The sequence below is a fragment of the Lapidilactobacillus gannanensis genome (genome assembly GCF_003946675.1).
Taxonomy (GTDB): Bacteria; Bacillota; Bacilli; order Lactobacillales; family Lactobacillaceae; genus Lapidilactobacillus; species Lapidilactobacillus gannanensis.
On the sequence record NZ_RHOT01000058.1, the window covers coordinates 1 to 8,895 of the forward strand.

An 8,895-nucleotide genomic window follows, 5' to 3' on the forward strand; every position below is an offset into this window, starting at 1 on the left:
AAAGTTCAAAACACCAGCCGAAGCTTTTGAAAGAGAAGTCAAGCGTGCTCGCAAGGTTCATACTGCTTAGCTTTCTTCAATTGAAACTCACTGAAACCTTTCCGCCAGCTGTCTTCGCCTGCGCTGGCTAACTTGCACTTGCAATTTGCGACCAAATTTTTTCACGTATACTTAAAATGATTAGAGCTAGCCCTACGATAAAAGAACTAATCACCACCGGTAGTCCTTTATTCAATACGATATTTAATCAGATGATTCATCGTCACGGGCAAGCCACTGTCATCTTGTTTAAATTGCATTAAATTGATTTGGTGCAAGCCTGGCGTTAGCTGTTGTGGACCTAATGGAATACGAAATTCTTCGGCAGATTCACTGGTGATATCGGCGTTGATCAGTACTTGGTCAATAAAGCAGAAGGTGATCGCATCAGGATAATGTCTCAAGGTTAAAGGCAATTCTTTTTGCGCCTGACGAACTTTAATCGGCTCTCTGACAATTGAAGATAAGTGCGGACCAGTTTGTGACCAGCCACGACCTTGCTGTTTTTCAAAATCAAAGTGATATTTTTTACCAATTGTCCAACTGGCACTAAATTCAGAGGCACTAATTGAGCCGCGACTTTGTTGCCCGCAGCCAGTTAAAATTAGTAACAACAGCAAGCTAGTCAATAATCGTCGGTATTTTACCATGGACCAATATCCTCCAGATTTGGCAAGCGTCATTGTTGAATTACGCGCGTATTCGTTGCTGTTTCCCCTGCTAGGTTTATGAAGAGATAGCTGCAAAGTCAGCACCAGTAATACTAGTGCTAACCACCTTCCGCTCGCCATCTTTTAATTCCTCACTGCGCAAAAAATCTCGAACCGAATTTATTTAGTTTCCAAGCTAATTCAATCCTACTTACGCTAACTGATGGTATTTTTACCAGCCTTTTGCGAATGCTGCAGTGTTTGATAAAGATCAATCACTGACCAAACCAACAAAAAGAAACTAGCAAGATAGAAAAAATAGCGGCCATCTTCAATCCTTGTATCATTATTTTTCCTTACACTTGTTTACAACATGTTGCACCCAAATGATTATTCCCAATCCTACGAAGAGAACAATCACAAAAGTGTTGATAACTAAAAACCAATTTTGAATTTCTCCAATAAGTAATAGTAATGAAATGCTAACCAACAGCAAAGCCAAAGAAATTTTCAATAATTGCCAATTCATATTCATGACACCCCTCTCTTATTGAGTGAACTTTTCTGGTCGAATAATTGCTGATCAAGATCAATCACAAACCATACCAGTAAGAAAAAGCCAGCGAGATAAATGAAATATATGCTGGCCGTGCCAGGAATCAGCTTTGACCACAGCAACATTGGCGTGAATAATAAAATGCCAGTATAAAGAATCTTACAATCCTGACGGCGATGACGACGAAAACGTTTAAAATCGTTAGGCGTTAATCGTTTGCGTAAGTAATCAATCATTTTAAAGGTTAAGCCGGCGGTGATCAGCGCGCCTATAATCGTCAGCATAATGAACCAAATCGACAGTCTTACACGCGTAATCGAAATTAAACTACTCATTAGAATTACATATAAAGCCATCGTCCAGAAGATATTTTTCAACGACTTCGATAACAATTTCATTGAAGCACCTCCACTGATTTGTAAAAGCAGGCATTCCTAACAAATTTTTTTTAATCCACCCGAAAGAAATTGTACAAGTCCACCCCACCAGCCAAAATTATTGCGGCTAGTGCTAAAATAGTTAAATTATTAAAGTATAGTCCTTTGTCATTAGTCACAAGTATAAAAATAAGCAGGAACAACATGATGCTGAGATAAATAGCTTTAAAAATACGCTGCACAATTTTTAGGAAATGATCAGCGGTTTTGAGCGACCTTGCCCTTTTCAAATGGCTAACCTCAGCGTAAATGACGCCAGCAAGCGTGATTGTCACGAACGTAGTGCAAATCAAAAATAGATCGCCGATTATGAAAACACCCCAAATAAGTGTAGTGACCAGTGCCAAGCCAATAATTAGACTAATCACGCTACCAATTTTTAACTGTCCGTTAAATTTTCTCAACATGTACTCACTTCCAATTTTTGTGAATAATTTTCATATTATTACCATTATTATAGCGCTTACCAAATCACAAAGATAGTCCCAGTAAAGCAATTGTTTTTTTAGTAATACTTACCAAACAACAGGAAGAAACATGGAATTAAAAAAATGAGGCACAATTAAGAACCGATACTTATTTCACAAAAAGTATTTTTAGAAATTTGTTAGTTCAGTATTTTTAAGATAATTAAGCTATACTAAACTTATCTTCTTCATCAATAAAGGAGCAATTCACTATGAAGCAAATCAGTGCAGCAATTTTGAAATCAGTCATTCAACCCCGTCCTCAAGAAAGCCATAAGGGAACTTTCGGTCGAGTTTTAGTAGTTGCTGGCAGCGCCACTTATGGTGGTGCGGGTATCATGAGTGCTAGTGCGGCCTTGTTAACTGGCGCTGGCCTAACGACTCTGGCCAGTGATCCCGTTAATCGGACGGCCTTGCATAGTCAACATCCCGAGATTATGTTTATTGATTGGCACGATGATTCGTTACTCAGGACGACATTAGTGACTAGTGATGTGGTAGTAATTGGCCCAGGCTTAGGCGTTGATGATTTTGCTTGGCAATTATTACAACGCGTCTTACCTCAACTTTCCGAGCAGCAAGTGGTGATCATTGATGGTTCAGCGCTGACCTTATTGGCGGAACATCATGAAATTCCCGACACCAAAGCGCAAATGATTTTGACACCGCACCAAGAGGAATGGCATCGCCTGAGTCAATTAGCAATTCCTAGCCAATCAATCACCGCTAACCAGCAGGTCCTTCAAAAATGGCCGGCTAAAACTATCTTGGTCCTAAAGCAACATCGCACCGAAATTTACCAACAAACTGATGTCTATCAAAACACCACCGGCGTTGCAGCCATGGCTACTGGCGGTATGGGTGATACTTTAACCGGTATAATTGCTGGCATGATCGCCCAATTCAAAAAACCACTGCCAGCAACGCTAGCAGCGGTTTATCTTCATAGTTTGGCAGGGCAAGAACTGGCCCGTCAACAATATTTAGTTTTACCTAGTCAATTAATCGCGATGCTACCGCATTTAATGTGGCAGTATCAGGATCGTAGCAATTGATTGAAATAGCGCCTGTTGAAACCACGTTCTAAATCAAGTGAAGGTTTTGAAACAGAATTGGTTTTGACTTCATTACGGGCTTGCTGGTTGTGGAACGCGGCTGGCACTGATCACAGCCAATTACAGACCAAATTGTCTCTGATACAGGCCTTATTGTAAGTGCTTTAGCACTTACAATAAGCCTCGAATTTGAGATTTTCGTAGAAAAGTTCAAATCGATGGCCACGTCGTTCCACGCCCTCTAAATCGCCCAGCCACCACCAAACCCTAATTGGGGAAGTCTTGGCACACCATTTTAGTTTTAGACCACAAAGTTGCTGAGCCCCTGCCGTTCTGTATTAGGGAGCGACTTAATCAATTCTTGCACAGTCTGTCAGAGAAAAAGATATCCAGTGCTAACAACTTGATTACCGACTACTTGCTTCAGCAACCATTCGTAATGCGCCGACTTCAGCCGACGTCAATTCGCGATATTCACCAGCAGCTAAATCAGCTGGCAGTGTCAATGGCCCAAAGCTTAATCGCTTCAAGGCTAACACTTCATGGTCAAACGCCTTCAACATGCGTTTAACCTGATGATATTTACCTTCAGCAATCGTTAGCTCAACTAACGATTGTTTTTTATCGGCATCATAATCTTGAATGACTAATTTGGCTGGTTGTGTGGCAAAATCGGACAACGCCACACCCTTGGCAAAAACTGTCACCAATTCAGGCTTGACCTCACCTGCCACGACTGCCTGATAAGTCTTGGCCACATGATACTTCGGCTGCAACAGACGATGAGCCAGTTGGCCATCATTGGTAATCAACAGTAGCCCAGTGGTATCACGATCCAAACGCCCAACTGGTGTCAAATCCTGATAATGAGGTAAAGTTTTTGGTAACAAGTCAAGAACGGTCGCTTGTTTTTGGTCTTTGGTTGCCGTTAAAACATCTGCAGGCTTATGCAATAAATAATAAGCAAATTCCCGATAAGTGATTATTTCTTGCCCAACGGTAACTTCGTTCATGTCCTTAATCTGAGTTGCTGTCTGACGACAAACTTTGCCATCAACACGAACATGGCCCTTTTTAATTAATAAGCGTACTTCTTGACGGCTGCCTTGGCCCATATTTGCTAAATAGCGGTCTAATCTCATTTAATGTGTAACCTCCGGCGTAATCCCGCCATTCGTGGACCAACGATGCGGTCTGCAAGTCGTGTTTTAAGAATCAGATAGCCGTAGACAATGACGCCTACTGCAACCGCGATAATTAAAATCACGGCACTAAAAATTTTACGTTCTACTGGTAGCACCATCCCGACTAAGTTCACCGTAATTCCTGTTAAGAAGAACATCACTAGTGAGAAAAAGACGATTCCTAACATTCGCCGGAAAGTCTGTTGCAACTTAAAATGATATAAGCGATACAAGCTGACTAACATTAACAGACTTGTGGTCAACATCCCAATAGCTGTCGCCACCATTGGCCCATAAATATTGAAAAAGGCAATCATCGGATATTGCATCACTAATTTTGTAACAATCCCAACAATCAAATAACGCATGGCCACATTATTTTGATAAAGACCCTGTAAAACTGCCGCTAAAACTGTAAATAAGCCTAAAATAATTGCGGTGAAGGAATTGACTTGTAGCACGCTTATGCCTAATGCATCGTGACCATAGAATAGCGTGTACAGTGGTTCGGCCACAGCTGCTACCCCGAAAGAAGCAGGAACCATAATAATTAAGAATAACTGTAAAACATTCGTAATTTGTTGCGCCATATCTCGTTTATCATTGCGAGCATGAGCAGCTGACAACAATGGAATCGCCGCAACAGCCATAGCTGAGGCAAAGGATATCACGATCATTACCAATTTGTTAGAGTTAAAGTTAAAAATTGCGAAATAGATTTCCATTTCTTTTTTCGTCACTAAGAAAAATTTCGGTAACATTTTAAAGAAAGAATACTGGTCGATCAATTGGAAAATAGTGATGCCTGAGCCTAACAAAATAAATGGGACGGACTGATGAATAATATCCATCACTAATTCTTTAGTTGTCACTTGTAAATTATCATTCGATTGCGCCACTAAATGCTCTAACTTACCGCGTTGCCTTAAATAGAACCAGAACAAAGCTAAAATCCCAAAAATAGCCCCGATAAAAGCCGCAAAGGTGGATTGGACGACGGCTTGTTGGTAAGTGCCATGCTGAATTTGCATGATGACGAAAGTCGCCCCTAGCATATAAGCCACTCGCGCTAACTGTTCAATAAATTGCGAGACCGCTGAAGGCGCCATTTCTGCAAATCCCTGGAAATAACCACGGAAGATACTTAAGAAAGGAATAATCAGCACAGCAACACTTAATGAGCGGTAAACTGGAATTTCGGCAGCACTTTGCGCATACAATGGCGCACCAAAAAACATTAATCCAGCAGAAACTACCCCCAAAATTGCCATTAACTTAATCCCAGTGTGAAATAACCGCCGGCCAACGCGATACTCATTTAAGGTATTATAATGAGCCACCTGCTTAGCAATTGCGCCTGGGATTCCTGCAGTAGAAATCATCAAGAATAACGAGTAAATATTATAGCCTTTGCTAAATAAAGCATTGGCCAAATTGCCAGTTTGTGCGTCGCCAATCATCGGCAACCAAGCCATAATATAAACCGCACCTAAAATACGTGAAAAAATACTCCCGGCGGTGATCCAAGCCGACCCTTGAACAAAACTAGCCTGACTGGCATTACCACTTGAGGTACTTGCTGCTGATTGTGTTGAATTCTGCGCCAATAAAAAACGCTCCCTTACTGGAAACCGACTTCGTTTCAGTTTTAATTACATCAAGAAAAGTACAATGCGCCACCTAAATGACTTTTAAATAATCAAGTTATTACCCAAGCAAGTAGGCGCTAATATCAATATTGTAACCCATTGCCGCCAGAAAATATAGAGTGTGAGGAGCGACGCACTTTTGGCGTAGCGTAATTTCGATAATTTGATTGGGCACTGCAAGTGACCGAGCAAATTATCAAATTAGGCCTAGCCATTTGTCGCTCCGAACACGTTTCAATCAGAGTGTGAGGGCTGCCGGTCCTTTGGCGTAGGATAATTTCAAATAATGCTTTGAGCTGGTGCAACCAGATCGAAGCATTATTTAAATTAGGCCTAGCCATTTGTCGCTCCGAACACGTTTCAAATCCGCGCAGTACGTAACTTACACAGGCTAACTCTAAAAAACCATTTTTTTAAAATGCGCCCTAGCAACACACGAGCAATTTATAAATTTGTCGTGTGTCTAAAATGACCTTTTTAAAATTTTATACTTTAATTGACTGAAGAATTAATTAGTCTGATGAGTCGTGGCAATAACTGGTTCTTCCCCACCATGTACGGAAACCAACTTCAAAATCAAATCGTAGCACAAACAAAACGGAGCTCAATTTAAAAACCATTCAAAATCGACATTGTTAATTCATCACTTTATAATGATAACTATCAAGTTCTGGAGGTTATCATGAGTTCAAATCTAACCATTCGAAAAATGCAGGCTGGCGATGTTGCACTACTTGACCAGCAATTTATCAAGCAAAACTGGCCCAGTCGAAAAATTGTCTTAACTCACTATCTAGCTGAGCAACAAAGTGGTGAGCGACTTGTTTTAATTGCCTTGTTTAAAAGTCAAGTTGCTGGTTACGTCACTTTAATGACGCTTGCTAAGGCGAGCCCTTTCCAAGGAATGTATCCGGAAATAGCTGATTTTAATGTCTTCGAGCAATTTCAAAAGTTTGGTATTGGTGGGCAATTATTAACAGCAATTGAAAATGCTGCCCAACCAATGACTAAGCTGGTCACTTTAGGAGTCGGCCTACACTCAGGTTATGGACCGGCACAACGGCTGTACGTGAAACACGGGTTTATTCCCGATGGTTCCGGCGTTTGGTATAACAATCGGCCACTAGCAATGAATGCCCCTTGTTTTAATGATAATGAATTAGTTTTATACTTGTCGAAATCAATTTAAGCGAAGCGCATTTCTCTAAAAATCATGACTACTTAGACAGGCTTTTTGAGGGACGTCTTCAGCCGCAACTTAGTCTAGCGTCTGCTTAAGAGAGACTGTTTAATTTTAGCGTAAATGTCGTACTGGCTTACCTAACTAGACAGGCATTTAACAAATCCTTAACCTCTATCCCAGTATTTTGACGGAAAGTCAGTATAATGAAGGCAACAACTTATTAATACTGCACGAGGGGGAATCAGAAATGGCTCAAACTGAATTTGCCTTAAATTTACTTGATGAATTAATTAAACTGCCAACTGTCAATGGCAGCGAAGGAAGCGTCGCAACCTATTTGAAAGACATCTTCCAACAAAATCAAATCAAGGTTAGCCTCGTTCCTTGGCAACGCGATTATAATCGCGTTAACCTAGTCGCGCAATATAAGCAAAATGATGGTCTGATTTTAGGTATGGCTGGTCATGAGGACGTGGTTTCGGCTGTAGCTCCCGACGAGTGGACTTATGGCCCATTTATGCCCCAACATGATCATGGTAAAATTTATGGCCGTGGCTCTTCTGATATGAAAAGTGGCTTAACGGCTTTAGCATTAGCTTTTATTCAACTGACCAAAGATCCCGACTTTCATGGTAATTTACGTTTTATTGCCACTGTTGGCAAAGAAAACGGCCGTCTAGGTGCGAAACAGTTGGCAAAAAATCATTTTGTGGATGATTTAGCGGGGATGATTGTGGCTGAACCTAGTACTGCTTTTTCTGATACGGCCATGCAACAACTATTAGCTTCGGGTGCTTTCCAGATTTCCCAACCAAATCCCGCCAATTATAGTCGTCACGCCTGCTTTTTTGCCCACAAGGGTACCTTAGACTATCAAGTGATTGCACGTGGCAAGGCTGTCGATAGCTCAATGCCGGAAATGGGGATCAACGCCTTAGACCATCTGATTGAATTTTATCAGGAACAGAAGCACTATTTTACTCACTTAACTCAATTTAAAAACCGCCAATTAGGCCCAACTGAGGCAACAGTAACTATTTTTCAGGCTGGCGATCAAGCAAATACAATTCCACATTTAGCCAGTTTAACCACAAAGATTCGCACTATTCCTGAATATACAAACACACGAATTATTGATGATTTGAATCTCTTGATTGCCACACCAAACGATCAGTGGCCAACCTGTCATTTAGCTTTAAGGGTGACTAACAGCAATAATCCGGTTCAAACTGCCGTCACTGACCCGCTGGTTACAATTACCCAAGCCAGTTTAGCGAAGATTTGGGGACAACCTGCATTGGCCTTAGGCACATCTAGTGGTACAGACGCCTCGGAGTATCTCCGCGCCAATCTGAAAATACCCGTAATTGTTGTGGGTCCTGGCAATGAAACTGCTCATGCAATTAATGAATTTGTTTGGGAAGATGATTACTTAAAATCAATTGAACTCTACCAAATGATTTGCCGGGAGTATTTTAAGAAATAACTCCAATACCGTCAGCTCGCGCCAACACAAGTTCTTTTATTAAAAATAAAACGAATTTTAACTACTGAAATTTGTTCTCAAAAGGCAATCGGTTCCGCTTAACGCAAAAATGCCGAGCAATTCTGCACTATGCCCTGTCAAGTTGACAGATGAAATAATATAAAATTGAATTTGTCTCTAAACGGCTTC

8 protein-coding genes are annotated in these 8,895 nt (G+C 41.0%); 3 read left to right on the plus strand and 5 right to left on the minus strand.

Translation table 11 applies throughout. From position 1 onward, the window contains the following. Positions 1–227: 227 nt before the first annotated feature. From EKM81_RS10665 to EKM81_RS10675, 3 genes are all read right to left on the minus strand, one after another. Positions 228–689, minus strand: coding sequence for a hypothetical protein (locus EKM81_RS10665; RefSeq protein ID WP_125651510.1), 462 nt, complete (start codon positions 687–689; stop codon positions 228–230). 346 nt (positions 690–1,035) lie between these two features. Further along, a complete protein-coding gene (locus EKM81_RS10670) occupies positions 1,036–1,218 on the minus strand; it encodes a hypothetical protein (protein ID WP_125651512.1) in 183 nt (60 codons plus the stop codon). Positions 1,219–1,220: 2 nt separating this feature from the next. Further along, positions 1,221–1,643: a hypothetical protein gene (locus tag EKM81_RS10675; protein WP_125651514.1), complete on the minus strand. Its 423-nt coding sequence runs from the start codon at positions 1,641–1,643 to the stop codon at positions 1,221–1,223. A gap of 718 nt (positions 1,644–2,361) precedes the next feature. Here EKM81_RS10675 and EKM81_RS10680 point away from each other — a divergent pair. Next, on the plus strand, positions 2,362–3,204 hold the full coding sequence (locus EKM81_RS10680; protein ID WP_125651515.1) for an NAD(P)H-hydrate dehydratase: 843 nt from the start codon (positions 2,362–2,364) through the stop codon (positions 3,202–3,204). Positions 3,205–3,611: 407 nt separating this feature from the next. Here EKM81_RS10680 and EKM81_RS10685 read toward each other — a convergent pair whose 3' ends face one another. After that, positions 3,612–4,346, minus strand: coding sequence for a pseudouridine synthase (locus EKM81_RS10685; RefSeq protein WP_125651517.1), 735 nt, complete (start codon positions 4,344–4,346; stop codon positions 3,612–3,614). Next, positions 4,343–5,995, minus strand: coding sequence for a putative polysaccharide biosynthesis protein (locus EKM81_RS10690; RefSeq protein WP_125651519.1), 1,653 nt, complete (start codon positions 5,993–5,995; stop codon positions 4,343–4,345). Before EKM81_RS10690 ends, EKM81_RS10685 begins: the two co-directional genes overlap by 4 nt. Positions 5,996–6,719: 724 nt before the next feature. Between EKM81_RS10690 and EKM81_RS10695 the strand changes: the two genes are divergently transcribed. Next, positions 6,720–7,226, plus strand: coding sequence for a GNAT family N-acetyltransferase (locus EKM81_RS10695; RefSeq protein ID WP_125651521.1), 507 nt, complete (start codon positions 6,720–6,722; stop codon positions 7,224–7,226). Positions 7,227–7,467: 241 nt separating this feature from the next. Continuing rightward, positions 7,468–8,706, plus strand: a complete 1,239-nt coding sequence (locus EKM81_RS10700) for a M20/M25/M40 family metallo-hydrolase (RefSeq protein WP_125651523.1) — start codon at positions 7,468–7,470, stop codon at positions 8,704–8,706. Positions 8,707–8,895: the final 189 nt, after the last annotated feature.